At 60.0% G+C, this 25,788-nt stretch carries 24 protein-coding genes and 3 tRNA genes; 20 read left to right on the forward strand and 7 right to left on the reverse strand.

The window, feature by feature from the left end:
- Window positions 1-51: 51 nt before the first annotated feature.
- The gene (gene cysD, locus AACV02_RS00515; RefSeq protein WP_017137614.1) at window positions 52-969 is read left to right on the forward strand and encodes a sulfate adenylyltransferase subunit CysD; all 918 of its coding nucleotides are present in this window, start codon (window positions 52-54) and stop codon (window positions 967-969) included.
- Window positions 970-982: 13 nt separating this feature from the next.
- Window positions 983-2,881, forward strand: coding sequence for a sulfate adenylyltransferase subunit CysN (cysN, locus tag AACV02_RS00520; RefSeq protein WP_106578581.1), 1,899 nt, complete (start codon window positions 983-985; stop codon window positions 2,879-2,881).
- A 177-nt stretch (window positions 2,882-3,058) separates the two neighbouring features.
- On the opposite strand, the gene AACV02_RS00525 is transcribed toward cysN, so the two are convergent.
- The 3 genes from AACV02_RS00525 to AACV02_RS00535 all read right to left on the reverse strand — a co-directional run bounded on the left by AACV02_RS00525 (window position 3,059) and on the right by AACV02_RS00535 (window position 6,428).
- The gene (locus AACV02_RS00525) at window positions 3,059-3,958 is read right to left on the reverse strand and encodes an acyltransferase (RefSeq protein WP_119736501.1); all 900 of its coding nucleotides are present in this window, start codon (window positions 3,956-3,958) and stop codon (window positions 3,059-3,061) included.
- Window positions 3,959-6,058, reverse strand: coding sequence for a phosphate acetyltransferase (gene pta / locus AACV02_RS00530; RefSeq protein WP_106578583.1), 2,100 nt, complete (start codon window positions 6,056-6,058; stop codon window positions 3,959-3,961). It lies immediately after the preceding gene.
- A gap of 79 nt (window positions 6,059-6,137) precedes the next feature.
- Window positions 6,138-6,428 (reverse strand): DUF3565 domain-containing protein, encoded by a 291-nt coding sequence (locus AACV02_RS00535; RefSeq protein WP_106578584.1) that lies wholly within the window; start codon window positions 6,426-6,428, stop codon window positions 6,138-6,140.
- On the opposite strand from AACV02_RS00535, the gene AACV02_RS00540 reads away from it, so the two are divergent.
- Complete coding sequence (locus AACV02_RS00540; RefSeq protein ID WP_003188398.1) at window positions 6,427-6,912, forward strand: FKBP-type peptidyl-prolyl cis-trans isomerase; 486 nt, start codon at window positions 6,427-6,429, stop codon at window positions 6,910-6,912. The two genes, AACV02_RS00535 and AACV02_RS00540, sit on opposite strands and share 2 nt — an antisense overlap.
- 280 nt (window positions 6,913-7,192) lie before the next feature.
- Here the strand turns inward: AACV02_RS00540 and rpsT are convergent, their stop codons facing one another.
- On the reverse strand, window positions 7,193-7,471 hold the full coding sequence (gene rpsT / locus AACV02_RS00545) for a 30S ribosomal protein S20 (RefSeq protein WP_003171647.1): 279 nt from the start codon (window positions 7,469-7,471) through the stop codon (window positions 7,193-7,195).
- Window positions 7,472-7,724: 253 nt separating this feature from the next.
- Between rpsT and murJ the strand changes: the two genes are divergently transcribed.
- The 6 genes from murJ (at window position 7,725) to ispH (ending at window position 15,246) form a co-directional block, all read left to right on the forward strand.
- Window positions 7,725-9,263, forward strand: a complete 1,539-nt coding sequence (murJ, locus tag AACV02_RS00550) for a murein biosynthesis integral membrane protein MurJ (RefSeq protein ID WP_119736503.1) — start codon at window positions 7,725-7,727, stop codon at window positions 9,261-9,263.
- A gap of 119 nt (window positions 9,264-9,382) precedes the next feature.
- Entirely contained in the window at window positions 9,383-10,321 is a 939-nt protein-coding gene (ribF, locus tag AACV02_RS00555) for a bifunctional riboflavin kinase/FAD synthetase (RefSeq protein WP_064450635.1), read from the forward strand.
- A 14-nt stretch (window positions 10,322-10,335) separates the two neighbouring features.
- Window positions 10,336-13,167 (forward strand): isoleucine--tRNA ligase, encoded by a 2,832-nt coding sequence (gene ileS, locus AACV02_RS00560; RefSeq protein WP_119736505.1) that lies wholly within the window; start codon window positions 10,336-10,338, stop codon window positions 13,165-13,167.
- The gene (gene lspA / locus AACV02_RS00565; RefSeq protein ID WP_119736507.1) at window positions 13,160-13,669 is read left to right on the forward strand and encodes a signal peptidase II; all 510 of its coding nucleotides are present in this window, start codon (window positions 13,160-13,162) and stop codon (window positions 13,667-13,669) included. The genes ileS and lspA overlap by 8 nt, the downstream gene beginning before the upstream one ends.
- Before the next feature lie 7 nt (window positions 13,670-13,676).
- Window positions 13,677-14,114: an FKBP-type peptidyl-prolyl cis-trans isomerase gene (gene fkpB, locus AACV02_RS00570; protein WP_010213263.1), complete on the forward strand. Its 438-nt coding sequence runs from the start codon at window positions 13,677-13,679 to the stop codon at window positions 14,112-14,114.
- 184 nt (window positions 14,115-14,298) lie between these two features.
- Complete coding sequence (gene ispH, locus AACV02_RS00575; protein ID WP_106578589.1) at window positions 14,299-15,246, forward strand: 4-hydroxy-3-methylbut-2-enyl diphosphate reductase; 948 nt, start codon at window positions 14,299-14,301, stop codon at window positions 15,244-15,246.
- Here the strand turns inward: ispH and AACV02_RS00580 are convergent.
- A complete protein-coding gene (locus AACV02_RS00580; protein ID WP_119736509.1) occupies window positions 15,200-15,781 on the reverse strand; it encodes a GspH/FimT family pseudopilin in 582 nt (193 codons plus the stop codon). The two genes, ispH and AACV02_RS00580, sit on opposite strands and share 47 nt — an antisense overlap.
- Window positions 15,782-15,987: 206 nt before the next feature.
- Here AACV02_RS00580 and pilV point away from each other — a divergent pair, with 206 nt between their 5' ends.
- From pilV to thiO, 5 genes are all read left to right on the forward strand, one after another.
- The gene (gene pilV, locus AACV02_RS00585) at window positions 15,988-16,473 is read left to right on the forward strand and encodes a type IV pilus modification protein PilV (protein ID WP_119736511.1); all 486 of its coding nucleotides are present in this window, start codon (window positions 15,988-15,990) and stop codon (window positions 16,471-16,473) included.
- Window positions 16,470-17,177, forward strand: coding sequence for a PilW family protein (locus AACV02_RS00590; protein ID WP_119736514.1), 708 nt, complete (start codon window positions 16,470-16,472; stop codon window positions 17,175-17,177). The genes pilV and AACV02_RS00590 overlap by 4 nt, the downstream gene beginning before the upstream one ends.
- 46 nt (window positions 17,178-17,223) lie before the next feature.
- Window positions 17,224-17,715, forward strand: a complete 492-nt coding sequence (locus AACV02_RS00595; protein WP_119736516.1) for a pilus assembly PilX family protein — start codon at window positions 17,224-17,226, stop codon at window positions 17,713-17,715.
- 11 nt (window positions 17,716-17,726) lie between these two features.
- Entirely contained in the window at window positions 17,727-18,128 is a 402-nt protein-coding gene (locus tag AACV02_RS00600) for a type IV pilin protein (RefSeq protein WP_119736518.1), read from the forward strand.
- A 62-nt stretch (window positions 18,129-18,190) separates the two neighbouring features.
- The gene (thiO, locus tag AACV02_RS00605; protein WP_119736650.1) at window positions 18,191-19,300 is read left to right on the forward strand and encodes a glycine oxidase ThiO; all 1,110 of its coding nucleotides are present in this window, start codon (window positions 18,191-18,193) and stop codon (window positions 19,298-19,300) included.
- Here the strand turns inward: thiO and AACV02_RS00610 are convergent.
- On the reverse strand, window positions 19,287-19,520 hold the full coding sequence (locus tag AACV02_RS00610) for a PP0621 family protein (protein ID WP_119736520.1): 234 nt from the start codon (window positions 19,518-19,520) through the stop codon (window positions 19,287-19,289). The genes thiO and AACV02_RS00610 overlap by 14 nt on opposite strands.
- A gap of 125 nt (window positions 19,521-19,645) precedes the next feature.
- Window positions 19,646-20,671 (reverse strand): outer membrane protein assembly factor BamD, encoded by a 1,026-nt coding sequence (locus AACV02_RS00615; protein WP_106578596.1) that lies wholly within the window; start codon window positions 20,669-20,671, stop codon window positions 19,646-19,648.
- A 149-nt stretch (window positions 20,672-20,820) separates the two neighbouring features.
- Between AACV02_RS00615 and rluD the strand changes: the two genes are divergently transcribed.
- From rluD to AACV02_RS00645, 6 genes are all read left to right on the forward strand, one after another.
- Window positions 20,821-21,783: a 23S rRNA pseudouridine(1911/1915/1917) synthase RluD gene (gene rluD, locus AACV02_RS00620; RefSeq protein WP_005784662.1), complete on the forward strand. Its 963-nt coding sequence runs from the start codon at window positions 20,821-20,823 to the stop codon at window positions 21,781-21,783.
- Window positions 21,780-22,505: a peptidoglycan editing factor PgeF gene (gene pgeF, locus AACV02_RS00625; protein ID WP_119736522.1), complete on the forward strand. Its 726-nt coding sequence runs from the start codon at window positions 21,780-21,782 to the stop codon at window positions 22,503-22,505. Before rluD ends, pgeF begins: the two co-directional genes overlap by 4 nt.
- A gap of 170 nt (window positions 22,506-22,675) precedes the next feature.
- Window positions 22,676-25,240 carry an ATP-dependent chaperone ClpB gene (gene clpB / locus AACV02_RS00630; RefSeq protein ID WP_119736524.1) on the forward strand — a complete coding sequence of 855 codons (2,565 nt, stop codon included), beginning with the start codon at window positions 22,676-22,678 and terminating at the stop codon, window positions 25,238-25,240.
- Between the two features lie 302 nt (window positions 25,241-25,542).
- Window positions 25,543-25,618: transfer RNA gene (locus tag AACV02_RS00635), tRNA-Asn, on the forward strand.
- Window positions 25,619-25,628: 10 nt separating this feature from the next.
- A tRNA-Pro gene (locus AACV02_RS00640) sits at window positions 25,629-25,705 on the forward strand.
- A 5-nt stretch (window positions 25,706-25,710) separates the two neighbouring features.
- Window positions 25,711-25,786: transfer RNA gene (locus AACV02_RS00645), tRNA-Lys, on the forward strand.
- Window positions 25,787-25,788 lie beyond the last annotated feature (2 nt).

Below are 25,788 nucleotides of genomic sequence, written 5' to 3' on the forward strand. Positions count from 1 at the left end.
CTCGAACACGGCCCGCTGGCCGTCCATAAGATCGTTTTTCCGTGAGTAGCCATGGTCGACAAACTGACGCATCTGAAACAGCTGGAGGCGGAAAGCATCCACATCATCCGCGAGGTCGCCGCCGAGTTCGACAACCCGGTGATGCTCTACTCGATCGGTAAAGACTCCGCCGTGATGCTGCACCTGGCGCGCAAGGCCTTCTTTCCGGGCAAGCTGCCGTTCCCGGTGATGCACGTCGACACCCGCTGGAAATTCCAGGAGATGTACAAGTTTCGCGACAAAATGGTCGAAGAGCTTGGCCTGGACCTGATCACCCACGTCAACCCGGACGGCGTGGCGCAGGGCATCAACCCGTTCACCCACGGCAGCGCCAAGCACACCGACATCATGAAAACCGAAGGCCTCAAGCAGGCCCTGGACAAGCATGGTTTCGACGCAGCCTTCGGCGGTGCCCGTCGCGATGAAGAGAAATCCCGCGCCAAAGAGCGCGTTTACTCGTTCCGCGACAGCAAGCACCGCTGGGACCCGAAAAACCAGCGCCCGGAGCTGTGGAACGTCTACAACGGCAACGTCAACAAGGGTGAGTCGATCCGTGTGTTCCCGCTGTCCAACTGGACCGAGCTGGACATCTGGCAGTACATCTACCTGGAAGGCATTCCGATTGTGCCGCTGTACTTCGCCGCCGAGCGCGATGTGATCGAAAAGAACGGCACGTTGATCATGATCGACGACGACCGCATCCTCGAGCACCTGTCCGACGAAGACAAAGCCCGAATCGTCAAAAAGAAAGTACGTTTCCGTACCCTTGGCTGCTACCCGTTGACGGGCGCGGTGGAGTCCGAAGCCGAGACGCTGACGGACATCATTCAGGAAATGCTCCTGACGCGAACTTCCGAGCGCCAGGGCCGTGTCATCGACCACGATGGCGCAGGCTCGATGGAAGATAAAAAACGTCAGGGTTATTTCTAAGGGGCTGTCACCAATGTCGCATCAATCTGATTTGATCAGCGAGGACATCCTCGCCTACCTGGGCCAGCACGAGCGCAAGGAAATGTTGCGCTTCCTGACCTGCGGCAACGTCGACGACGGCAAGAGCACCCTGATCGGGCGCCTGCTGCACGACTCCAAGATGATCTACGAAGATCACCTGGAAGCCATCACCCGCGATTCGAAGAAATCCGGCACCACCGGCGATGACATCGACCTGGCCTTGCTGGTCGACGGCCTGCAGGCCGAGCGCGAGCAGGGCATCACCATCGACGTGGCCTACCGCTATTTCTCTACCGCCAAGCGCAAATTCATCATCGCCGACACTCCCGGCCATGAGCAGTACACCCGCAACATGGCCACCGGCGCGTCCACCTGTGACCTGGCGATCATTCTGATCGACGCGCGTTATGGTGTGCAGACTCAGACCCGTCGCCACAGCTTCATCGCCTCGTTGCTGGGCATCAAACATATCGTGGTGGCCATCAACAAGATGGACATCAACGGCTTTGACCAGAGCATCTTCGAGCAGATCAAGGCCGATTACCTGAAGTTTGCCGACGGTATCGCGTTCAAGCCAAGCACCCTGGCCTTCGTGCCGATGTCGGCGCTCAAGGGCGACAACGTGGTGAACAAGAGCGAGCGTTCGCCCTGGTACACCGGCCAGTCGCTGATGGAGATTCTCGAAACCGTCGAGATCGCCAACGACCGCAACTACACCGACCTGCGTTTCCCGGTGCAGTACGTCAACCGTCCGAACCTGAACTTCCGGGGTTTCGCCGGCACCCTGGCCAGCGGCATTGTGCACAAGGGCGACGAAGTCGTGGTGCTGCCGTCGGGCAAGAGCAGCCGCGTCAAATCCATCGTCACCTTCGAGGGTGAGCTGGAGCACGCAGGCCCGGGCCAGGCCGTGACCCTGACCATGGAAGACGAGATCGACATCTCCCGTGGCGACCTGCTGGTGCATGCCGACAACGTGCCGCAAGTGACCGACGCCTTCGACGCCATGCTGGTGTGGATGGCCGAAGAGCCGATGCTGCCGGGCAAGAAATACGACATCAAACGCGCGACCAGCTACGTGCCGGGTTCCATCACCAGCATCGTGCACCGTGTGGACGTGAACACCCTGGCCGAAGGCCCGGCGAGTTCGCTGCAACTGAACGAGATTGGCCGGGTCAAGGTCAGCCTCGATGCCGCCATCGCGCTGGACGGTTACGACAGCAACCGCACCACGGGTGCGTTTATCGTCATTGACCGTTTGACCAACGGCACTGTGGCCGCAGGCATGATTATCGCGCCGCCGGTCAACCATGGCGGTTCGGCGCAACACGGCAGCCTTGCTCACGTCGCCACTGAAGAGCGCGCTCTGCGTTTCGGCCAGCAGCCGGCCACCGTGTTGTTCAGCGGCCTGTCGGGCGCGGGCAAGAGCACCTTGGCCTACGCGGTTGAGCGCAAGCTGTTCGACATGGGCCGTGCGGTGTTTGTACTGGATGGCCAGAACCTGCGTCACGACCTGAACAAAGGCTTGCCGCAGGATCGAATCGGCCGTACTGAAAACTGGCGTCGCGCCGCTCACGTGGCGCGCCAGTTCAACGAAGCCGGTCTGCTGACCTTGGCCGCGTTCGTTGCCCCGGATGCCGAGGGCCGCGAACAGGCCAAGGCGCTGATCGGTGCCGACCGCCTGCTCACCGTGTACGTGCAAGCGTCACCGCTGGTGTGCGCCGAGCGTGATCCGCAAGGCCTGTACGCGGCGGGTGGGGATAACATCCCTGGCGAGTCCTTCCCGTACGATGTGCCATTGAATGCCGACCTGGTCATCGACACTCAGGCTTTGTCGCTGGAAGACAGCGTCAAGCAAGTGCTGGAACTGTTGCGTCAGCGCGGCGCGATCTAAACCCTCGCCGCCACAAAAAAGCCCGCCACCGATGACTCGGTGGCGGGCTTTTTCATGGAGTCTTGAAAACAACTCGGTCAACTGTGGGAGCGGGCTTGCTCGCGAACGCGCAGTGTCAGTCAATACATGTGGGGCTGACCCACCGTATTCGCGAGCAAGCCCGCTCCCACATTTTGATCAGTGGCGCTCTGGGAAGTCTGTGTGCAGTTTGTCCAGCAGCGCATCCTTGTCTTCCCACAGCTGGTTGATCCAGCCCTGAAATGCCAACCGGTACTCTCCATCCTGCTCATAATTCTTGCCGATAAACCCGGCCGGAATCTGCACTTCTTCAAAGTGCACCACCACGTCCTTCACATTCCCGCAGAGCAAATCCCAATAGCCTGGGCGCCCGGCAGGGTAGTGAATAGTCACGTTCACCAGTGACTTCAATTGCTCGCCCATGGCGTCCAGCACAAACGCAATCCCGCCGGCTTTAGGCTTGAGCAGGTAGCGAAATGGAGATTTCTGCTGGGCATGCTTGCCCGGCGTAAAACGTGTTCCTTCGGCAAAGTTGAAAATGCCCACCGGGTTGTCGCGAAATTTCGCACAGGTTTTGCGGGTGGTTTCCAGGTCTTTGCCTTTCTTTTCCGGGTGCTTCTTGAGGTAAGCCTTGGTGTAGCGCTTCATGAACGGAAAACCCAGCGCCCACCACGCCAGGCCTATCACCGGCACCCAGATCAGTTCCTGCTTGAGGAAGAACTTCAGCGGGCGAATCCGCCGATTGAGCACGTACTGCAACACCATGATGTCCACCCAGCTCTGGTGGTTACTGGTCACCAGGTACGAGTGCTCGTAGTCCAGCCCCTCAAGGCCGGTCAGGTGCCAGCGCGTGCGCCGTACCAGGTTCATCCAGCCCTTGTTATTGGTGACCCAGGCTTCGTGGGTGTGGTTCATCAGCCATTCGCTGAAGCGCTTGGCAAATGGCAGCGCCTTGAACAGCGCGACGATAAACAGAAACGAGCACAGCAAGATCGTGTTCAGCGCCAACAACAAGGACGCGATCACCCCGCGCACGGCGGCAGGTAGAAAATCCAACATTTAAATATCCATAGGTCGGTTGGCGGCTTGAATCGCAGTCAGGGCGATGGTGTACACGATGTCGTCGACCTGAGCGCCGCGCGGCAGGTCGTTCACCGGTTTGCGCAGGCCTTGCAGCATCGGCCCCAGGCTTACGCAATCGGCGCTGCGTTGCACGGCCTTGTGCGTGGTGTTGCCGGTGTTCAGGTCCGGGAACACAAACACCGTGGCCTTGCCGGCGACCAGGCTGTTGGGCGCCAGCTGCCGGGCCACAGTTTCGTTGGCGGCGGCGTCGTACTGCAACGGCCCGTCGATCAGCAGCGAGCTTTGTTGTTCGTGGGCGAGCAGGGTGGCTTCGCGGACTTTCTCCACTTCTTCGCCACTGGCCGAATCGCCGCTGGAATAGCTGATCATCGCCACGCGCGGCGTAATGCCGAACGCGGCGGCCGAGTCGGCGCTTTGCAAGGCGATTTCCGCCAATTCCGCCGCGCTCGGGTGTGGGTTCATCACACAGTCGCCGTAGACCAGCACTTGCTCGGGGAACAGCATGAAGAACACCGACGACACCAGGGTGCAGCCCGGCGCCGTTTTAATCAGCTGCAGGGCAGGGCGGATGGTGTTGGCGGTGGAGTGGATGACGCCGGAGACCAGGCCATCCACTTCGTCCAGCGCGAGCATCATGGTGGCGATCACCACCGTGTCTTCCAGTTGCTGCTCGGCCATTGGCGCGTTGAGGCTCTTGCTCTTGCGCAGCGCGACCATCGGTTCGACATAACGCTGGCGAATCAGGTCCGGGTCGAGAATCTCCAGGCCTTCGGGCAGCTCGATGCCGTGGGCGCGGGCCACCGCTTCCACGTCCGCCGGTTTGGCCAGCAGCACGCAACGGGCAATGCCGCGCGCCTGGCAGATGGCGGCAGCTTGCACGGTCAACGGCTCGCTGCCTTCGGGCAACACGATGCGTTTGTTAGCGGCCTGGGCGCGCTGGATCAGCTGATAGCGGAACACGGCCGGCGAAAGGCGCATCTCCCGTGGCGTGCCGCAACGTTGGTGCAGCCAGCGTGCATCGAGGTGGCTGGCGACGAAATCAGTGATGATTTCTGCGCGCTCGCGGTCATCAATCGGGATTTCTTTGTTGAGGCTGTTGAGTTGGTTGGCGGTGTCGTAGGAACCGGTGCTCACCGACAACACCGGCAGCCCGGCCTGGAACGCGCCCCGGCACAGATCCATGATGCGCGGGTCGGGCAGGGTGTCGCTGGTCAGCAGCAGGCCGGCCAGCGGCACGCCGTTGATCGCGGCCAGGCTGACGGCGAGGATGATGTCGTCGCGGTCGCCTGGGGTCACCACCAGCACGCCGGGCTTGAGCAGCTCCACGGTGTTACGCATGGTGCGCGCGCAGATGATGATTTTGGTCATGCGCCGGGTTTCGTAATCGCCGGCGTTCAGGATCTGGGCGCCCATCAGGTCGGCCACGTCGCGGGTGCGCGGCGCGTTGAGTTCGGGCTGGTAGGGGATGCAGCCGAGCAGGCGGAAGTCGCCGCTGCGCAACAGTGGCGAATGCTCTTTGAGGCGCGCCGAGAACGCTTCCATGCTTTCGTCGGTGCGTACTTTGTTGAGAATCACGCCCAGCACTTTCGGGTCTTTCGGGCCGCCGAACAGTTGCGCCTGCAGCTCCACCCGGCCAGAGAGTTCGGTGAGTACTTCGTTTTCCGGCGCCGAGACCAGGATTACTTCCGCATCCAGGCTCTTGGCCAGATGCAAATTGACCCGCGCCGCATAGCTGGCGCTGCGGGTTGGCACCATGCCTTCGACGATCAGCACGTCCTTGCCCACGGCGGCTTGCTGGTAAAGGGTGATGATTTCTTCCAGCAACTCGTCCAGCTGGCCGTCGCCGAGCATCCGCTCTACGTGGGCCAGGCCCAGCGGTTGTGGCGGTTTCAGGCCGTGGGTGCGGGCCACCAGCTCGGTGGAGCGCTCGGGGCCGGTGTCGCCCGGGTGAGGTTGGGCAATGGGTTTGAAGAAGCCGACTTTCAGCCCGGCCCGTTCAAGGGTACGCACCAGCCCAAGGCTGATGGAGGTCAGACCCACACCAAAATCGGTGGGCGCGATAAAAAAAGTCTGCATGCGAATTCTCTGGAGTTGCATGGCTTCGGTGGCGCTCTATGGTTGAGCACCTACCGGGAATCAGACGCCAAGGTTATCGTTATTCGAGCGCTTGCGCACACCAGCCACACGCAAAGGGTTGGCCTATTTTTTCAAGGCGTTGCGCAGGATCCAGGACCCAGGCGCGCGACTGCCATGGCGGTTGGTGGCGCAGGTGCTGGGTGTGGCCGCAGGACAGCTCGGCGACCCAGTGCCGGTCGTCATCCTGGTGGAATCCGAGGATGAAGGATGCCGTTGATCGGCCCCGTCTGTCCGGGTTGTGTTCGCTTTCGGGCAAATCCTTGTTTAGACTTGTCCGTTCTTCATTCTTATGCAAAAGGTCTCGCCCCATGACGATCGCCGCTAACAAGGCTGTCTCCATCGACTATACCCTGACCAACGACGCTGGTGAGGTCATCGACAGCTCCGCCGGCGGCGCGCCGCTGGTCTACCTGCAAGGCGCAGGTAACATCATCCCGGGCCTGGAAAAGGCTCTGGAAGGCAAGAACGTCGGTGACGAACTGACCGTCGCCGTAGAACCTGAAGATGCCTACGGCGAATACTCCGCCGAACTGGTCAGCACTTTGAGCCGCAGCATGTTCGAAGGCGTTGACGAGCTGGAAGTGGGCATGCAGTTCCACGCTTCCGCACCGGACGGCCAAATGCAGATCGTCACCATCCGCGATCTGGACGGCGATGACGTGACTGTTGACGGTAACCACCCTCTGGCTGGCCAGCGCCTGAACTTCCAAGTGAAGATCGTTGCCATCCGCGACGCTTCCCAAGAAGAAGTGGCCCACGGCCACGTTCACGGTGAAGGCGGTCATCACCATTGATTGCGGTTTGATCAATAGGTAGCAAAAACGCCCCGACTGGTTCGGGGCGTTTTTTTTGCCTTGAAAATGTACCCCAGTCCAAATGTGGGAGCGGGCTTGCCCGCGAAGGCGGTGTGTCAGTCAGCACATGTATTAACTGACACACCGCCTTCGCGAGCAAGCCCGCTCCCACAAGGAGAACTGTGGTGATTCTGCAAGCAAACAAAAATGCCCCGCACCTTTCGGTACGGGGCATTTCTTAACTGTTACGCAACCTGGGCTACGTGGCAGTTTTTACCACTTAGGCTGCTGCAGCGACGTTCAGAGCCTTGATGTGGCCATTCAGGCGGCTCTTATGACGAGCGGCCTTGTTCTTGTGGATGATGCCTTTATCGGCCATACGGTCGATAACTGGCACGGCCAGAACGTAAGCAGCTTGGGCTTTTTCAGCGTCTTTGGTGTCGATGGCTTTAACTACATTCTTGATGTAGGTACGAACCATGGAACGCAGGCTGGCGTTGTGGCTGCGACGCTTCTCAGCCTGTTTTGCACGTTTTTTGGCGGAAGGTGTGTTGGCCACCGTCGAGCTCCTCGAAAGACTTTTTAGGAAATAGCAAACAAAATAGGCCGCGAATCATGCCGATGACTTGATGGGTTGTCAAGGGCGGCTGATGCGAACTGCTGAGTGGTCGATCTGAAGAGGCGGGTGATTTATTTCCGGCGCTTGACCTGTAAACTCGCGAGCTTTGGCTCTGTGCTGTTGCAGGCGCGCAGTATCGCATAAGTGGGCGCTTTGTTCGCCTGCTCTTTATCTATAGGCGCAAACTCTTTCAATGAATCTGCTCAAATCGTTGGCTGCCGTCAGCTCTATCACGATGATCTCCCGGGTTTTGGGGTTCGTGCGTGACACCCTGCTGGCGCGCATTTTTGGCGCCAGCATGGCCACGGATGCGTTCTTTATTGCCTTTAAATTGCCCAACCTGCTGCGACGGATCTTCGCCGAGGGAGCATTTTCCCAGGCGTTCGTGCCAATTCTGGCCGAGTACAAAACCCAGCAGGGCGAAGAAGCCACCCGCACCTTTATCGCGTACGTTTCGGGCCTGCTGACCGTGGTGCTGATGCTGGTCACCATCGCCGGCATGCTTGCCGCGCCCTGGGTGATCTGGGCCACGGCGCCGGGTTTTGCCAATACCCCGGAAAAATTCGCGCTGACCACTGACCTGCTGCGAGTGACCTTTCCTTATATATTGCTGATTTCCCTGTCGTCCCTGGCTGGGGCGATCCTCAACACCTGGAACCGTTTCTCGGTGCCGGCCTTCGTGCCAACGCTGCTGAACGTCAGCATGATTATTTTCGCGCTGTTCCTGACGCCGTACTTCGACCCGCCGGTCATGGCCCTGGGCTGGGCCGTACTGGCCGGTGGCCTGGCGCAATTGCTCTACCAGCTGCCGCACCTGAAAAAGATCGGCATGCTCGTGCTGCCGCGCCTGAACCTCAAGGACACCGGCGTCTGGCGCGTGATGCGCAATATGTTGCCGGCGATCCTCGGGGTCTCTGTCAGTCAGATTTCGCTGATCATCAATACCGCATTTGCCTCGCTGCTGGTTTCAGGCTCAGTGTCCTGGATGTACTACGCCGACCGTCTGATGGAGCTGCCGTCCGGCGTGCTCGGTGTGGCCCTGGGCACCATTTTGCTGCCAACCTTGTCGCGCACCTATGCGAGCAAGGATCGCCAGGAGTATTCGCGGATCCTCGATTGGGGCCTGCGCCTGTGTTTTATGCTGGTACTGCCGTGCTCTCTGGCCTTGGGCATCCTGGCCGAACCGCTGACCGTGTCGCTGTTTCAATACGGCCAATTCAGCGCGTTTGACGCCTCGATGACCCAGCGTGCGCTGGTCGCCTACTCCGTCGGGCTGCTCGGCATTATTGTGATCAAGGTGCTGGCGCCGGGGTTCTACGCCCAGCAAAACATCCGCACACCGGTCAAGATCGCAATCTTCACCCTGATCGTCACTCAACTGCTTAACCTGGTATTCATCGGTCCGCTGGCTCACGCCGGCCTGGCCCTGGCCATCAGCGCTGGTGCTTGCATCAATGCCGGCCTGTTGTTTTACCAACTGCGCAAACAACAGATGTACCAGCCTCAACCAGGCTGGGGGATGTTCGCCCTCAAGCTGCTCGTGGCGGTGGCGACCATGTCGGCCGTGTTGCTGGGCCTGATGCACTTTATGCCCGCCTGGGACCAAGGCCATATGCTGGAGCGCTTCATGCGTCTGGGCATTTTGGTGGTTGCCGGCGTGGTGGTGTACTTCGGGATGTTGCTGCTGCAAGGCTTTCGTCTGCGTGATTTCAATCGCAAGTCCCTGGGATAGAGACTTTGCCGCGATAAAACGATTGTTTTATCGATTCGATCCATTTGGCCTGCGCTGTTGCCTGTCGTCCGGGGCCGGGTGTGGTTATAATCGACCACTTTATGAGCAAGAAGCGCGTTATGCAGCTGGTTCGAGGTCTCCACAACCTGCGCCCCGAGCATCGGGGCTGCGTCGCCACTATTGGCAACTTTGACGGTGTTCACCGTGGCCACCAGGCTATCCTGGGCCGGCTGCGTGAACGCGCGGTCGAGTTGGGCGTGCCCAGCTGCGTGGTGATTTTTGAGCCGCAGCCACGGGAATTCTTTACCCCGGAAACGGCGCCGGCGCGCTTGGCGCGTTTGCGCGACAAGCTGCAGCTGCTGGCCGAAGAGGGCGTGGACCGTGTGCTCTGCCTGGCTTTCAACCAGCGTCTGCAAAGCCTCAGCGCCGCCGAGTTCGTCGACCGTATCCTGGTGGATGGCCTGGGCGTACAGCATCTGGAGGTCGGCGATGACTTCCGTTTCGGTTGCGACCGCGTCGGGGATTTCGACTTCCTGCAGCACGCCGGTGTGAATCAAGGTTTTACCGTCGAAGCCGCGCAAACCGTCGAACTGGACGGCCTGCGCGTGAGCAGTACCCAGGTGCGTAATGCGCTGGCCGCTGCCGACTTCGCCTTGGCCGAGCGTTTGCTCGGCCGCCCGTTCCGCATTGCCGGGCGGGTACTGCACGGCCAGAAGCTGGCGCGCCAACTGGGCACGCCAACCGCCAACGTGCAACTCAAGCGCCGTCGTGTGCCACTGACCGGGGTTTACCTGGTGAGCGTCGACATCGACGGCCAATCGTGGCCGGGAGTCGCCAACATAGGCGTCAGGCCCACGGTTGCAGGTGATGGCAAGGCCCACCTGGAAGTTCACCTTTTGGATTTTGCCGGTGATTTGTATGACCGGCGTTTGACGGTGGTTTTCCACCAGAAGCTGCGTGAAGAGCAGCGTTTCGCCTCGCTTGAGGCGTTGAAAACGGCGATCAATGCGGATGTCGCCGCCGCCCGTGCACTAGCCGCACCTAGCGCCCATCGCTAACCGAAGAGCCTTAAATGACCGACTATAAAGCCACGCTAAACCTTCCGGACACCGCCTTCCCAATGAAGGCCGGCCTGCCACAGCGCGAACCGCAGATCCTGCAGCGCTGGGACAGTATTGGCCTGTACGGAAAGTTGCGCGAAATTGGCAAGGATCGTCCGAAATTCGTCCTGCACGACGGCCCTCCTTATGCCAACGGCACGATTCACATCGGTCATGCGCTGAACAAAATTCTCAAGGACATGATCCTGCGCTCGAAAACCCTTTCGGGTTTCGACGCGCCTTATGTTCCGGGTTGGGACTGCCACGGCCTGCCGATCGAACACAAAGTCGAAGTGACCTACGGCAAAAACCTGGACGCGGATAAAACCCGTGAACTGTGCCGTGCCTACGCCACCGAGCAGATCGAAGGGCAGAAGTCCGAATTCATCCGCCTGGGCGTGTTGGGCGAGTGGGACAACCCCTACAAGACCATGAACTTCAAGAACGAGGCCGGAGAGATCCGTGCCTTGGCCGAAATCGTCAAGGGCGGCTTTGTGTTCAAGGGCCTCAAGCCCGTGAACTGGTGCTTCAACTGCGGTTCGGCCCTGGCCGAAGCGGAAGTCGAGTACGAAAACAAAGACTCGTCGACCATCGACGTGGCCTTCCCGGTTGCCGACGACGCCAAGCTGGCTGAAGCCTTTGGCTTGGCATCGCTGGCCAAGCCGGCCGCCATCGTGATCTGGACCACCACCCCGTGGACCATCCCGGCCAACCAGGCGCTGAACGTGCACCCGGAATTCACCTATGCCCTGGTGGACGTCGGTGACCGCCTGCTGGTGCTCGCAGAAGAAATGGTCGAAGCCTGCCTGGCCCGTTACAAGCTGCAAGGTGAGGTGGTCGCCACCACCACGGGCTCCGCGCTGGAAATGATCAACTTCCGTCACCCGTTCTATGATCGTTTGTCGCCGGTGTACCTGGCTGACTACGTCGAGCTGGGCTCGGGCACTGGCATTGTTCACTGCTCGCCGGCCTATGGCGTGGACGACTTTGTCATCTGCAAGAAGTACGGCATGGTCAACGACGACATCATCAACCCGGTGCAAAGCAACGGCGTTTATGTGCCTTCGCTCGAGTTCTTCGGTGGCCAGTTCATCTTCAAGGCCGACGAACCGATCATCGACAAGCTGCGCGAAGTCGGTGCGCTTATGCAAACCGACACCATCAAGCACAGCTACATGCACTGCTGGCGCCACAAGACTCCGCTGATCTATCGCGCCACCGCGCAGTGGTTCATCGGCATGGATAAAGAGCCGACCAGCGGCGATACCCTGCGCAATCGTGCGATCAAGGCTGTCGAGGACACCAAGTTTGTTCCGTCCTGGGGCCAGGCGCGCCTGCACTCGATGATCGCCAACCGTCCGGACTGGTGCATCTCCCGCCAGCGTAACTGGGGCGTGCCGATCCCGTTCTTCCTGAACAAGGAAAGCGGCGAGCTGCATCCACGCACCGTCGAACTGATGGAAGTCGTGGCTCAGCGTGTTGAGCAGGAAGGCATCGAAGCCTGGTTCAAGCTGGACGCCGCCGAGCTGCTGGGCGACGAAGCGCCGCTGTACGACAAGATCAGCGACACCCTCGACGTGTGGTTCGACTCCGGCACCACCCACTGGCACGTGCTGCGCGGTTCGCACCCGATGGGCCACGAAACCGGCCCGCGTGCCGACCTGTATCTGGAAGGTTCGGACCAACACCGTGGCTGGTTCCACTCCTCCTTGCTGACCGGCTGCGCCATCGACAACCACGCGCCGTACCGCGAGCTGCTGACCCACGGCTTCACCGTCGACGAGACGGGCCGCAAGATGTCCAAGTCGCTGAAGAACGTGATCGAGCCGAAAAAGATCAACGACACCTTGGGCGCCGACATCATGCGTCTGTGGGTAGCGTCGACTGATTACTCGGGCGAAATCGCCGTGTCGGACCAGATCCTGGCCCGTAGCGCCGATGCCTACCGCCGTATCCGTAATACCGCACGCTTCCTGCTGTCGAACCTGACCGGTTTCAACCCGGCTACCGACATCCTGCCGGCCGAGGACATGCTCGCCCTGGACCGTTGGGCCGTGGACCGTACCCTGTTGCTGCAGCGTGAGCTGCAGGAAAACTACGGCGAATACCGCTTCTGGAACGTGTACTCCAAGATCCACAACTTCTGCGTGCAGGAGCTGGGTGGTTTCTACCTCGATATCATCAAGGACCGCCAGTACACCACCGGCGCCAACAGCAAGGCACGCCGTTCGGCGCAGACCGCGCTGTATCACATCTCTGAAGCGCTGGTGCGCTGGATCGCACCGATCCTGGCCTTCACCGCCGACGAACTGTGGGAATACCTGCCGGGCGAGCGTAACGAATCGGTGATGCTCAATACCTGGTACGAAGGCCTGACCGAACTGCCGGCTGACTTCGAACTGGGCCGCGAGTATTGGGAAGGCGTGATGGCCGTCAAAGTTGCGGTGAACAAGGAGCTGGAAGTTCAGCGTGCGGCCAAGGCCGTCGGTGGCAACCTGCAAGCCGAAGTCACCCTGTTTGCCGAAGAAGGCCTGAGCGCCGACCTGGCCAAGCTGAGCAACGAACTGCGCTTCGTGCTGATCACCTCGACCGCCAGCCTGGCACCGTTTGCCCAGGCGCCAGCGGACGCCGTGGCCACCGAAGTACCGGGCCTCAAGCTGCAAGTGGTCAAGTCGGCCTTCCCTAAGTGCGCCCGTTGCTGGCACTGCCGTGAAGACGTAGGCGTGAACCCTGAGCATCCGGAAATCTGCGGTCGTTGCGTGGACAACATCAGCGGTGCCGGCGAGGTTCGCCACTATGCCTAACACCAGCCGTTTCGGACGTCTGGGCTGGCTCGTACTGAGCGTGCTGGTGCTGGTCATTGACCAGCTCAGCAAGGCTCATTTCGAAGGCGCCTTGCAGATGTACCAGCAGATTGTGGTCATTCCTGACTACTTCAGCTGGACCTTGGCCTACAACACCGGCGCGGCCTTCAGCTTCCTCGCCGACAGCTCCGGCTGGCAGCGCTGGCTGTTCGCGCTGATCGCCGTGGGGGTCAGTGCCGTGCTGGTGGTCTGGCTCAAACGCCTGGGCCGCGATGACACCTGGCTCGCCATCGCCCTGGCCCTGGTGCTGGGCGGCGCGCTGGGCAACCTGTACGACCGCATTGCCCTGGGCCATGTGATCGACTTTATCCTGGTGCATTGGCAGAACCGCTGGTATTTCCCAGCGTTCAACTTTGCCGACAGCGCCATCACCGTCGGTGCGATCATGCTGGCGTTGGACATGTTCAAAAGCAAGAAAACCGGAGAGACCGTCAATGACTGATCAGGTATTGGCTGAGCAACGCATCGGCCAGAACACGGAAGTCACTTTGCACTTTGCACTGCGCCTGGAGAATGGCGACACGGTCGACAGCACGTTCGACAAAGCCCCGGCGACCTTCAAGGTCGGCGACGGCAACCTGCTGCCGGGCTTTGAAGCGGCGCTGTTCGGTTTCAAGGCCGGCGACAAGCGTACCCTGCAGATCCTGCCGGAAAACGCCTTTGGCCAGCCCAACCCGCAAAACGTACAGATCATCCCGCGTTCGCAGTTCCAGGACATGGACCTGTCGGAAGGCCTGTTGGTGATCTTCAATGATGCGGCCAATACCGAGCTGCCTGGAGTGGTGAAAACCTTCGATGACGCGCAAGTGACCATCGACTTCAACCACCCGTTGGCCGGTAAAACCTTGACGTTTGACGTTGAAATCATCGACGTTAAAGCGCTCTGATCAACGACGCTGGCTCCTGTGGGGGCTGGTTTATGTGGGAGCTGGCTTGCCTGCGATAGCATCACCTCGGTGTACGTGATACACCCGGTCGTCTGCATCGCGGGCAAGCCCGGCTGCCACAGGGGCTCACTCCTGTAGAGTTGAGTTGATCCAATTTCTTGCCCTGCAAGACACGAGGCACAGCATGCAAATCAAACTCGCCAACCCCCGTGGCTTTTGCGCCGGTGTGGACCGCGCGATCGAAATCGTCAATCGCGCTCTGGAAGTCTTCGGGCCGCCGATTTACGTGCGTCATGAAGTCGTCCACAACAAATTTGTGGTTGAAGACCTGCGCGCACGCGGTGCCATCTTTGTCGAAGAGCTCGAGCAGGTGCCGGACGACGTTATCGTCATCTTCAGCGCGCACGGTGTTTCCCAGGCCGTGCGTACCGAGGCTGCCGGCCGCGGCCTTAAGGTATTCGACGCCACCTGCCCCCTGGTGACCAAGGTGCACATCGAAGTCGCGCGCTACAGCCGTGACGGCCGTGAATGCATCCTGATCGGCCATGCCGGCCACCCGGAAGTCGAAGGCACCATGGGCCAGTACGACGCCAGCAATGGCGGCGCCATTTACCTGGTCGAAGACGAAAAGGACGTTGCCAACTTGCAGGTGCAAAACCCTGAGCGGCTGGCCTTTGTCACGCAGACCACCTTGTCGATGGACGATACCAGCCGTGTAATCGATGCCTTGCGCACGCGATTCCCGGCCATCGGTGGTCCGCGCAAAGACGATATCTGCTATGCCACACAAAACCGTCAAGATGCGGTCAAGCAACTGGCCGATGAGTGCGACGTCGTGCTGGTGGTCGGCAGCCCCAACAGTTCCAACTCCAACCGCTTGCGCGAACTGGCCGAGCGCATGGCCACGCCGGCCTACCTGATCGACGGCGCTGAAGACATGCAGCGCAGCTGGTTCGACGGTGTCGAGCGTATCGGCATTACCGCGGGCGCGTCGGCTCCGGAAGTACTGGTGCGCGGTGTGATCCAGCAATTGCAGGCATGGGGTGCCACCGGTGCCGATGAATTGGCTGGTCGTGAAGAGAACATCACGTTCTCCATGCCCAAGGAGCTGCGGGTTCGCTCGCTGCTGTGAGTGCCAAGGTGCCGGAGTCTTTCCGGCATAACGCCTGCTCAGTGGCGTCACTGCGCAGGCTGATGCGCCCGCTGGGGGCAAGGACCACCTGAAGCAGGCTTTGCGCCTGATCCGCGTCGCACACGTGCACCGTGCCTGCACGGAACCCTCCTGCTGAAAAAATCGGCTCGCCCAATCCGCTGAAGCGTACCTCGCTCTTCACGGGCCCATTGCCAACGATCGCTACGTGCCCGCTGTCCTGTCGTTCCAGCAGCACCGGATTGTTCTCGTCCAGGTGGCCGCGTCCGCTTTCGTCCAGTATTACTCGCCATCCCTGGCTCCAGTTTTCATCCCGCGCGTGAATGATCACCGCACGATTGCGTGCAATGGCCTCGGTGCGCGCATAACGCATGCCGCTGGCCAAGGCCTGCGCAGCTGTTTGTCGTTGCTGCGACTCAAGCAAGCCTTTGAAACCGGGTACTGCGAGATTTGCCAGGATACCGCTCAGCAACAGGCTCAGCAGAAGCTCGACCAGGGTGAATCCGCGTTGCGTCATGTGTTGTCCCTCCATGGACGGGTTCACTGTTTCAGGTGACAGGCATAGGTATAGCCGCCCGTTCCTGGCGTGGAGTGGTGGCCTTTATGTCCAAAGTATTTCCCTTTGTTCCGGCGGCAGCGCCAGCCGAAAACCGACGCTAGTCTTGGGCCGCACAGCAGGTTTTTCCTGCTTTTCTCCGGCCTTCGATAGGGATGACGACGGTGATGCTTGTTTGTCCGCACATAAAATTTGCTTGCGTCTTACCTCGCCAACAATCCGGTATGACGCTGATCGAGGTGCTGGTGGCCGTGCTGATTCTTGCGGTCGGGTTGCTGGGCGCGGCGGTGATCCAGCTCAACGCCCTCAAATACACCGACAGCTCAAGGATGATCAGCCAGGCCAGTTTCATTGCCTACGACATGCTGGACCGGGTTCGCGCCAACTCGGGCGCCGACTATTCATGGAGCCGAACCGAAGGGGCACCCATCGGTACGGCCAGCGCCAGCGTGCGTGACCTGGACCTGCATGACTTCGAAGCGAATATCGTCGGGTTTGCCGGAGCGAGTGCAAAAGGCTCCGTCGTGGTCAGTGGCAGCGAGGTGACCGTCAGTATTAGTTGGGACGACGCCAGGGGCGCGAACCGCAGCGGCGCTCGGGAAACCTTTACCCTTACCAGTCGCATTGCCGGCGAGTCTGGGGTCGCGCAATGAATCGCTTTGCACGAGGATTCAGCCTGGTGGAGTTGTTGCTGGCGCTGTCCGTCGGGTTGGTGCTGATACTCGGGGTCAGCCAAGTCGTCATCAGTGTTCGAACCACCCACGCCAGCCAGCAGGCAGCCATGTTGCTGCAGGATGATGCGCGGTTTGTGCTGGGCAAGATGACTCAGGATATTCGCCAGGCGGGTGTGTTTGGCTGCTTGGCGACGGCCGCTATCGATAATGCGCCGGCGGCCTTTGATCGACCGATCGGCTGGAGCACCTCGGGCAGCGCGAAGTCACTGACGTTAGTCACCGCGGATGCAAGTGGAGAGGGTGGCAGGCCAGACTGGACGGTACTTTCCGACTGCATGACCACGGCCCAGGCTTATGCGGGCAACTCGCCGACGCCCGCGCCAGGCCAGACCCGGTTTGCGATACGCCAGCTCACCTACACCTTTGAAGCGGGCCAACTGAAGGTCAGTACACCGGCTGCGCCGGCCAAGGCGGTTCTGGTGGATAACGTAGAGGCGTTCGACCTCAGTTTCGGTGTGGCAGCCAAGCCCGGCTCGGCTCGCGTTGTGCGCTATGACCCCACCCCGGCCGACGAATCGCTGATACGCAGCGTGCGTATCCGGATGACGCTGAGAGACCCGTCGGGGCGCGTTCAGGATCAGGCCTACAGCGTCGTGGCAGCGCTGCGCAACAGGTTGGAGTAGAGCGATCATGCGCAGTTGTCACGGCTTCCATCCACGGCAGACGGGCATGGTCCTCTTGATCAGTCTGGTGTTTTTGCTGGTGTTGTCACTGATTGGCTTGGCCTCGATGCAAGGGGCTGTGTCCCAGCAAAGGATTGCCGGCGGCGTCTGGCATCGCAATCAATCCTTTCAAAGTGCCGAAAGCGGCCTGAGGTTGGGGGAATCCATGGTCCGGCGTGCGGGTTCGGCGTTGCCGTTATGTCAGTCGATCAGCGCCTGCGCACCGCCACAGGCGTCTTTTTCTGTGGTTGGCGCCGGGGAGCGTTCTGTTTCAGCGGTCACTTGGGTTGCCTTCAAGGGCGGCCTGTATGGCATTCAAGCGTTGGGGCAGGGCACAGGGTTGGCGGGTTTACCTCCGTACACATCTGCCAGGTTATACCGGGTGACGGCGGTGGGCGTCAGTGGCCAATCGCGCACCGTTCTGGAGACGGTATATGCGCAGGTCAACGAAGAAGCAGGGTCGAGATTTCGTCGGATTTTATGGCGGCAACTTCAATAAGGAGCGTATCAATGGGCAAGGATTGCCAAGGTTTTACCCTGATCGAGTTGTTGATCGCTGTAGCGATCATCGCATCTCTGGCCGGGATCGCTTATCCGGCGTATACCGGCCATGTAAAAAAAGCCTATCGCGCAGAAATCGTTGCGTTGTTATCCGAGCAAGTCCATTACCTGGAACGCTTTTACACGCGCAACGGTACTTTTATTGATGCAAACGGCGTCAGTGCGGGCAATGATCGCTATAGAATCGGCGCTGCATTGAACCCTCAGGACTTCACCCTGGTGGCCACGCCTGCCGTTGGCTCAGTCATGGCAGGTGACCCTTGTGCTGAATTCAGCCTGACCAGCTCCGGCGTGCGCAGCAACCCGGGCGCGGCACCTAGAATGTCGCGCAAGGCATGCTGGGGGCAATGATGAGAGTGCTGGATGAGTGGGCGCCGGGTGCGCTTTTCCCTTTTTATCGGCTGGATCAAATGATGGCTAAGCAACAGCAAGTGGTGATTGTCGGTGGCGGAGTAATCGGGTTGTTGACGGCGTACAACCTGGCCACCCAAGGGCAGTCCGTCATACTGCTGGAGCGCTCCGGGCTTGGCCAGGAGTCCTCCTGGGCGGGCGGCGGGATCGTGTCGCCGTTGTACCCGTGGCGCTATAGCCCTGCGGTTACTGCACTGGCGCATTGGTCCCAGGATTATTATCCGCAATTGGCCGAACGTCTGTTCGCGGCCACGGGTGTTGATCCAGAGGTTCACACCACGGGCCTGTACTGGCTGGACCTGGAAGACGAGGCCCAGGCGTTGGCCTGGGCTGCCCGCGAGGGGCGGCCGCTGAGCAAGGTGGATGTATCGGCTGCGCACGATGCGGTGCCGGTACTGGGCGGCGGGTATTCCCAGGCAATCTATATGGCGGACGTGGCCAATGTGCGCAACCCGCGCCTGGTCAAATCCCTCAAGGCGGCGCTGTTGGCGCTACCCGGTGTGACCCTTCATGAGCAGTGCGAAGTACAGGGTTTTGTACTTGAAGGCGAAGACATAGTGGGCGTGAATACCGCTGCGGGACCGATCCTTGGCGACCAGATAGTGTTGGCTGCGGGTGCCTGGAGCGGCGAGTTGCTCGGCAAGTTGGGGTTGGCGCTGCCGGTAGAACCGGTCAAAGGCCAAATGATTTTGTACAAATGCGCCTCGGATTTCCTCTCGAGCATGGTTCTGGCCAAAGGGCGTTATGCGATCCCACGGCGTGATGGGCACATTCTGATCGGGAGCACGCTTGAACACGAAGGATTCGACAAGACCCCGACCGACTCGGCGCTGGAAAGCCTCAAGGCTTCGGCGGTGGAGTTGATTCCAGCCTTGGCGGGCGCCGAGGTCGTGGGGCATTGGGCCGGCTTGCGGCCCGGCTCACCGGAAGGTATCCCTTATATCGGTGAAGTCCCTGGCTTCAAAGGGTTGTGGCTCAATTGCGGGCATTACCGCAATGGCTTGGTGCTTGCCCCGGCATCCTGCCAGTTGTTTGCCGACTTGTTGCTGGGGCGTACGCCGATCATTGACCCGGCCCCTTATGCGCCCGCAGGTCGAATCAACGCTGGATAGACTTCGGCCCTTGTTCCAGGTGTGGCTGACTGCAATACCACTCCTGGCGTGAACTCAGCGCGCGATCCTGCGGCAAGTGCACGCCGCAGTGGGCGCAGCGCACCATCAGGGCTGCGTCCGGCTCGCTGGCGCGTTGCTGCCTGGCGGCCGGGCTTTTGAATTTGCGCCAGAACCATACCGCGGCAGCAATGACGGCAATCCAGAACAGTAGACGAAGCATGATGGGCAGTTTCTCGACAAGGAATGCGCCAGTTTAGCCAAGGTGGTGGCAGGCGCACAGCGCAATAACGCCGGGTAATAAAAAAGGAGCCTCGAAAGGCTCCTTCTTGATGACGCTGAGTGTAATCAGTCGAATACGCCGAACGTCATGTAGCTGAACCACGAACGATCTTCGTTGTTGCCAAGGGCCTGCGGCTCTTGCTCTTCGATCACATCGCCATTCTCGTCATGCGGCTTGAGCTCCGAAGGAATCGCTTCCTTGGCGTCCTGGAACTGCTTGATCACGTCCTGGTTGGCGCGGGTTTCGCCCGGCGGCAAGGGTGGACGGGAGCTGATCAGGCCCAGGGTGTACTTGCTCAACCACGAGCGGTTGTCGGTTTCGGCAACCCGCGGCACAAACTGGCCGTCTTTCAAGCTTGGCGAGTCTGGGTAGTTGAGCTTCAGGGTTTCCAGGCTGGTGGCTGCCAATGCATCCAGGTGCAATGCCTGGTAAGCCTCGGTCATCACCGCCAGGCCATCACCCACGGAAGGGGTTTCCTGGAAGTTTTCTACTACATAGCGACCGCGGTTGGCGGCAGCCACGTATGCCTGACGGGTCAGGTAGTAGTCAGCCACGTGAATCTCGTAGGACGCCAGCAGGTTGCGCAGGTAGATCATGCGCTGCTTGGCATCCGGCGCGTAGCGGCTGTTTGGGTAGCGGCTGGTCAGCTGGGCAAACTCGTTGTACGAGTCGCGGGCAGCGCCGGGGTCACGCTTGGTCATGTCCAGCGGCAGGAAGCGCGCCAGCAGGCCCACGTCCTGGTCGAACGAGGTCAGGCCCTTCATGTAGTAGGCGTAGTCCACGTTCGGGTGCTGCGGGTGCAGGCGGATAAAACGCTCGGCGGCGGACTTGGCAGCTTCCGGCTCGGCGTTTTTGTAGTTGGCGTAGATCAGCTCGAGCTGTGCCTGGTCGGCGTAGCGCCCGAACGGATAGCGCGACTCCAGGGCCTTCAGCTTGGCTGTGGCGCTGGTGTAGCTATTATTGTCCAAGTCTTTTTGAGCTAATTGATACAGCTCGACTTCGCTCAGGTTTTCGTCGACGACTTCCTTTGTTGACGAGCAAGCAGCAGTCATGGCGAGGATGGCGATCAGCAGCAGGTGTTTCACTTGCATGGCGGCTTGCGTCCCTATGACGGCCGCTGTCTTGGGCGGGGCCGTCCTGTTATGATGAGCGCCCCGTTGAAAGCCTCGGGGCAAAAGACGCCGTATTTAACCACAAGCGCGCAGCCGAAACCAAAGGCTGTGCCACGCCTAGTCTGAGCATGTCCGATAAAATTGAACTTCGCGCAGAGGTGCCGTCCGAATTGGGCGGCCAACGCCTCGATCAAGTCGCCGCACAATTATTCGCTGAGCACTCGCGCTCGCGCCTTTCCGCCTGGATCAAAGACGGCCGCCTGACTGTGGATGGAGCGGTTATCCGCCCGCGAGACATAGTCCATGGCGGTGCGATTCTTGAGCTGACTGCCGAGCAGGAAGCCCAGGGAGAATGGGTCGCCCAAGACATCGAGCTGGACATCGTCTATGAAGACGACGACATCCTGGTCATCAATAAACCCGCAGGCTTGGTGGTTCACCCGGCCGCCGGGCACGCTGATGGCACCTTGCTCAATGCCTTGCTGCACCACGTGCCGGACATCATCAATGTCCCGCGCTGCGGCATCGTGCACCGCCTGGACAAGGACACCACCGGCTTGATGGTGGTGGCCAAGACCATCCAGGCCCAGACGCAGCTGGTCACACAGTTGCAGAGCCGTAGCGTCAGCCGCATCTACGAGTGCATCGTGATTGGCGTGGTGGTGGCGGGTGGCAAGATCAACGCCCCTATCGGTCGCCACGGCCAGCAGCGCCAGCGTATGGCGGTGATGGAAGGCGGCAAGCAGGCCGTCAGCCACTACCGTGTGCTGGAGCGTTTCCGGTCCCACACTCACGTGCGGGTCAAGCTGGAAACCGGTCGTACGCACCAGATTCGCGTACACATGGCGCACATTAACTTCCCGTTGGTCGGAGATCCGGCCTACGGCGGTCGCTTCCGTATTCCGCCGGCGGCGAGTCAGACCATGGTTGAATCGCTGAAATCCTTCCCGCGTCAGGCGCTGCATGCACGTTTCCTGGAGCTTGATCATCCGACGAGCGGTAAGCGGATGAGCTGGGAATCGCCTCTTCCAGACGATCTGGTCTGGTTGTTGTCGCTGCTCAAGCAGGATCGCGAGGCGTTTATCGGATGAATGACTGGCTGATTCCTGACTGGCCAGCGCCGGCTCAGGTTAAAGCCTGCGTCACCACCCGTGCGGGCGGCGTCAGTCTGGCGCCGTTCGACAGCCTCAACCTGGGCGATCATGTCGAGGACAGCCTTGAAGCCGTCCTTGAGAATCGCCGTCGTCTGACCGACGCCTTTGATATTCAGCCTGCGTGGCTGCGCCAAGTCCACGGCGTGACCGTGGTCGAGGCTGACCCCTCGCGCATCGCCGAAGCCGATGGCAGTTGGACCAGCACGCCTGGTATCGCCTGCACATCTATGACTGCCGATTGTTTGCCCGCGTTGTTCTGCAACTGCGCCGGTACTCGCGTGGCGGCCGCCCATGCCGGTTGGCGTGGGCTGGCAGCGGGTGTGCTTGAAGCCGCTTTCGAAAGCCTGGGCTGCGCGCCAGCCGACGTGTTGGTCTGGTTGGGCCCTGCCATTGGCCCACAAGCCTTTGAAGTCGGCCCGGAAGTGCGCGAAACCTTCATGCAGCAACTGCCGATCACTGCTGAAGCCTTCGTGCCAAGCCACAACCCCGGCAAGTACATGGCTGACATTTACCAGTTGGCGCGTTTGCGGCTCGCCGCGCGTGGAATCACCGCTGTTTATGGTGGCGGTTATTGCACCGTGACTGACCCGCGCTTCTTTTCTTACCGTCGCAGCCCCCGCACGGGTCGATTTGCCTCCCTTATCTGGCTTGAGCGCTAGACTCTCTTGACTTGGGTCAATGCTGATCCACATCAACGATAACTCGCTTGAATCTTGCAGAATCCACCCCATCTATAGGGGTATCTGGCAGGTTTCTTCATTCAGGATGCGTTACTCGCGAGCAAGCTCGCTCGCACATAGCTCCGGCCTGCTCAAAAGGAAGGTGACTAATGCGTATTGATCGTTTAACCAGCAAATTGCAGTTAGCTCTATCAGACTCCCAATCCCTGGCGGTCGGCCTCGACCATCCGGCGATTGAGCCTGCTCACTTGATGCAGGCGCTTCTGGAACAGCAAGGTGGTTCTATCAAGCCCTTGCTGATGCAGGTGGGCTTTGACGTCAACAGCCTGCGCAAAGAGTTGAGCAAAGAGCTCGACCAACTGCCAAAAATCCAAAACCCTACCGGCGACGTGAACATGTCGCAGGATCTGGCGCGCCTGCTTAACCAGGCAGATCGCCTGGCTCAGCAAAAAGGTGATCAGTTCATCTCCAGCGAACTGGTACTGCTCGCGGCGATGGACGACAACAGCAAGCTTGGCAAATTGTTGCTGGGCCAGGGCGTGAGCAAAAAGGCCTTGGAAAACGCCATCAACAACCTGCGTGGCGGCGAGGCGGTGAATGACCCCAATCATGAGGAGTCGCGCCAGGCCCTGGACAAATACACTGTCGACCTGACCAAGCGCGCCGAAGAAGGCAAGCTTGACCCGGTGATCGGCCGTGATGACGAAATTCGTCGCACCATCCAGGTGCTGCAGCGCCGCACCAAGAACAACCCGGTGCTGATTGGTGAGCCTGGCGTGGGTAAAACCGCGATTGCCGAAGGCCTGGCCCAGCGCATCATTAATGGTGAAGTGCCGGACGGTCTTAAAGGCAAACGTCTGCTGTCCCTGGACATGGGCTCGCTGATCGCCGGCGCCAAGTTCCGTGGCGAGTTCGAAGAGCGCCTGAAATCCCTGCTTAATGAACTGTCGAAGCAGGAAGGGCAGATCATTCTGTTCATCGACGAGTTGCACACCATGGTCGGCGCCGGTAAGGGCGAGGGCTCGATGGATGCCGGCAACATGCTCAAGCCAGCCTTGGCGCGCGGCGAGTTGCATTGCGTGGGCGCCACCACGCTGAACGAGTACCGCCAGTACATCGAGAAAGACGCGGCCCTTGAACGTCGTTTCCAGAAAGTGCTGGTGGAAGAACCCAGCGAAGAGGACACCATCGCGATCCTGCGTGGCCTGAAAGAACGCTATGAGGTCCACCACAAGGTGGCGATCACTGACGGGGCGATTATTGCGGCGGCCAAATTGAGCCACCGCTACATCACTGACCGCCAGTTGCCGGACAAGGCCATCGACCTGATCGACGAAGCGGCCAGCCGTATTCGCATGGAGATCGACTCCAAGCCTGAAGTGCTCGACCGTCTGGATCGTCGCCTGATTCAACTGAAGGTTGAATCCCAGGCCTTGAAGAAAGAAGAAGACGAAGCCGCGAAGAAACGCCTGGAAAAACTCCAGGAAGAAATCGTGCGTCTGGAGCGTGAATATTCAGACCTCGAGGAAATCTGGACCTCGGAAAAAGCCGAGGTGCAGGGTTCTGCGCAGATTCAGCAAAAGATCGAGCAGTCCCGGCAGGAACTGGAAGCCGCGCGCCGTAAAGGTGACCTGAATCGCATGGCCGAGTTGCAGTACGGGGTGATCCCGGACCTGGAGCGCAGCCTGCAAATGGTCGACCAGCACGGTAAGCCCGAGAACCAATTGTTGCGCAGCAAGGTGACCGAGGAAGAAATCGCCGAAGTCGTTTCGAAGTGGACCGGTATCCCGGTGTCGAAAATGCTTGAAGGCGAGCGCGACAAGCTGCTGAAGATGGAGAGCCTGTTGCACCAGCGCGTCATCGGCCAGGAAGAGGCCGTGGTGGCTGTGTCCAACGCGGTACGGCGTTCCCGGGCCGGCTTGTCCGACCCGAACCGTCCGAGTGGCTCGTTCATGTTCCTCGGCCCGACCGGCGTGGGTAAGACCGAGCTGTGCAAGGCTTTGGCCGAGTTCCTCTTTGATACCGAAGAGGCCATGGTGCGGATCGATATGTCCGAATTCATGGAGAAGCACTCGGTGGCTCGCTTGATCGGCGCCCCACCAGGCTATGTGGGCTACGAAGAGGGCGGTTACCTGACCGAAGCCGTGCGTCGCAAGCCTTACTCGGTGATCCTGCTGGACGAGGTCGAGAAGGCCCACCCGGATGTGTTCAACATCTTGCTGCAGGTGCTGGAAGACGGCCGTCTGACGGACAGCCACGGGCGTACCGTGGACTTCCGTAATACGGTGATCGTGATGACCTCCAACCTGGGCTCGGCGCAGATTCAGGAGTTGGTAGGTGATCGCGAAGGCCAGCGCGCCGCGGTGATGGATGCACTGACCTCTCATTTCCGTCCGGAATTTATCAACCGGGTCGATGAAGTGGTGATCTTCGAGCCTCTGGCGCGGGATCAGATTGCGGGCATCACCGAGATCCAGTTGGGGCGCCTGCGTGGCCGCCTGGCCGAGCGCGAGCTCGACCTGGAGCTGAGCAGCGAGGCGTTGGACAAGCTGATCGCGGTGGGTTACGACCCGGTGTATGGCGCACGGCCACTGAAACGTGCGATCCAGCGCTGGATCGAGAACCCATTGGCGCAGTTGATCCTGTCGGGCAGCTTCATGCCGGGCACCAGTGTCACGGCGACTGTGGAAAACGACGAAATCGTCTTCCACTGAGCCCAGCCTGTATGGTTATAAGAGGAGGCCCCGCATTGCGGGGCCTTTTTTTTCGATAGGGCGTTGAACTGTAAGGCAAAGGCTTGTAAAGTGCGCCCCGCAGCAACGTCAGCCCACGGGTTTCTTCTCCCCAAGAAGAAATCAGAAAGAAGCGCAAATCATTGTCTTAAAAGCAATTTAAAGGGTTGACAGGGGTTTTTAAGATTGTAGAATAGCGCGCCTCAGAGACATGAACGTAGCGATACGGACAAGCCGAAGAGAACGTTTCAACGCAGTAAAGTTACACATTTGAAATATGCAGTTCCGTGATAGCTCAGTCGGTAGAGCAAATGACTGTTAATCATTGGGTCCCAGGTTCGAGTCCTGGTCACGGAGCCAATTTCAAAACCGGGGTATAGCGCAGTCCGGTAGCGCGCCTGCTTTGGGAGCAGGATGTCAGGAGTTCGAATCCCCTTACCCCGACCATTTTTGGGTCGTTAGCTCAGTTGGTAGAGCAGTTGGCTTTTAACCAATTGGTCGTAGGTTCGAATCCCACACGACCCACCATT

It is taken from the genome of Pseudomonas sp. Larv2_ips (assembly GCF_963879675.1).
In the GTDB taxonomy this organism is placed as follows: Bacteria; Pseudomonadota; Gammaproteobacteria; order Pseudomonadales; family Pseudomonadaceae; genus Aquipseudomonas.

What these genes read in the sequence shown, in the direction of transcription:
- cysD (WP_017137614.1), top strand. Translation starts at nt 52, where the DNA reads ATGGTCGACAAACTGACGCATCTGAAACAGCTGGAGGCGGAAAGCATC.
- cysN (WP_106578581.1), top strand. Translation starts at nt 983, where the DNA reads ATGTCGCATCAATCTGATTTGATCAGCGAGGACATCCTCGCCTACCTG.
- AACV02_RS00525 (WP_119736501.1), bottom strand. Translation starts at nt 3,958, where the DNA reads ATGTTGGATTTTCTACCTGCCGCCGTGCGCGGGGTGATCGCGTCCTTG.
- pta (WP_106578583.1), bottom strand. Translation starts at nt 6,058, where the DNA reads ATGCAGACTTTTTTTATCGCGCCCACCGATTTTGGTGTGGGTCTGACC.
- AACV02_RS00540 (WP_003188398.1), top strand. Translation starts at nt 6,427, where the DNA reads ATGACGATCGCCGCTAACAAGGCTGTCTCCATCGACTATACCCTGACC.
- AACV02_RS00535 (WP_106578584.1), bottom strand. Translation starts at nt 6,428, where the DNA reads ATGGGGCGAGACCTTTTGCATAAGAATGAAGAACGGACAAGTCTAAAC.
- murJ (WP_119736503.1), top strand. Translation starts at nt 7,725, where the DNA reads ATGAATCTGCTCAAATCGTTGGCTGCCGTCAGCTCTATCACGATGATC.
- ribF (WP_064450635.1), top strand. Translation starts at nt 9,383, where the DNA reads ATGCAGCTGGTTCGAGGTCTCCACAACCTGCGCCCCGAGCATCGGGGC.
- ileS (WP_119736505.1), top strand. Translation starts at nt 10,336, where the DNA reads ATGACCGACTATAAAGCCACGCTAAACCTTCCGGACACCGCCTTCCCA.
- lspA (WP_119736507.1), top strand. Translation starts at nt 13,160, where the DNA reads ATGCCTAACACCAGCCGTTTCGGACGTCTGGGCTGGCTCGTACTGAGC.
- ispH (WP_106578589.1), top strand. Translation starts at nt 14,299, where the DNA reads ATGCAAATCAAACTCGCCAACCCCCGTGGCTTTTGCGCCGGTGTGGAC.
- AACV02_RS00580 (WP_119736509.1), bottom strand. Translation starts at nt 15,781, where the DNA reads ATGACGCAACGCGGATTCACCCTGGTCGAGCTTCTGCTGAGCCTGTTG.
- pilV (WP_119736511.1), top strand. Translation starts at nt 15,988, where the DNA reads ATGCTTGTTTGTCCGCACATAAAATTTGCTTGCGTCTTACCTCGCCAA.
- AACV02_RS00590 (WP_119736514.1), top strand. Translation starts at nt 16,470, where the DNA reads ATGAATCGCTTTGCACGAGGATTCAGCCTGGTGGAGTTGTTGCTGGCG.
- AACV02_RS00595 (WP_119736516.1), top strand. Translation starts at nt 17,224, where the DNA reads ATGGTCCTCTTGATCAGTCTGGTGTTTTTGCTGGTGTTGTCACTGATT.
- AACV02_RS00600 (WP_119736518.1), top strand. Translation starts at nt 17,727, where the DNA reads ATGGGCAAGGATTGCCAAGGTTTTACCCTGATCGAGTTGTTGATCGCT.
- thiO (WP_119736650.1), top strand. Translation starts at nt 18,191, where the DNA reads ATGGCTAAGCAACAGCAAGTGGTGATTGTCGGTGGCGGAGTAATCGGG.
- AACV02_RS00610 (WP_119736520.1), bottom strand. Translation starts at nt 19,520, where the DNA reads ATGCTTCGTCTACTGTTCTGGATTGCCGTCATTGCTGCCGCGGTATGG.
- AACV02_RS00615 (WP_106578596.1), bottom strand. Translation starts at nt 20,671, where the DNA reads ATGCAAGTGAAACACCTGCTGCTGATCGCCATCCTCGCCATGACTGCT.
- rluD (WP_005784662.1), top strand. Translation starts at nt 20,821, where the DNA reads ATGTCCGATAAAATTGAACTTCGCGCAGAGGTGCCGTCCGAATTGGGC.
- pgeF (WP_119736522.1), top strand. Translation starts at nt 21,780, where the DNA reads ATGAATGACTGGCTGATTCCTGACTGGCCAGCGCCGGCTCAGGTTAAA.
- clpB (WP_119736524.1), top strand. Translation starts at nt 22,676, where the DNA reads ATGCGTATTGATCGTTTAACCAGCAAATTGCAGTTAGCTCTATCAGAC.